Source organism: Vibrio sp. 1069, from assembly GCF_033340555.1.
Genome location: NZ_JAWOWP010000745.1, coordinates 1 through 563, shown reverse-complemented (window position 1 = coordinate 563; position 563 = coordinate 1). Strand labels below are relative to the sequence as shown.

The 563-nt window shown below is 47.6% G+C and carries 1 protein-coding gene; it reads right to left on the bottom strand.

Features of this window, described 5'->3' with window-relative positions:
• Positions 1-563: EamA family transporter (locus R7040_RS28820; protein ID WP_318097944.1), on the bottom strand; the 563-nt coding region annotated here is incomplete at both ends.

The following is a 563-nucleotide window of genomic DNA, read 5'->3' as shown; positions in this document are numbered from 1 at the left end:
ATGATGCTTGACCAATACATCCCAGCACCCATTCAATACCGTCGCGAGCACAATTAAGCCCATGCCCGCGATTTGAGTGCGGCTCATTACATCAGCGAAAAAAAGTGATTGCCAAACGGCCGTAAACAACAAGTTGGTAAAAATCAGTGGTGCGAGTTGAGAGCCGCTACTGGCCAGTTGATAGGCTTTTGCACGAAACACTTGAGTATTGATGATCAACATCGACATGACTAATAGCCACAGCACACTAGGCTCAACGGATAGTGAGAATGAATGAGCCCCCAACAGTCCAGAGCCATCGTTGATAAGCGCCAAAGGCAGAATAAATAACGCGGCAAAGCTAAACGCCCAGAAGTTGATCTCTAGCGGTGACATATTACTTTTGCTGACTTTATACAGCGTCAATTGTGAGCCGGAGTTAAACAGGCCACCGGCCAAACCAAGCAGTAAGTCGTATCGCAAAGTAAATTCGCCTTCCGGTCCAGCCAACAACACCACACCACTAAACGCCATCACAATACCAAAAACGGTGGACGCACGAATTTTTCCAGGCCAGACAAGCT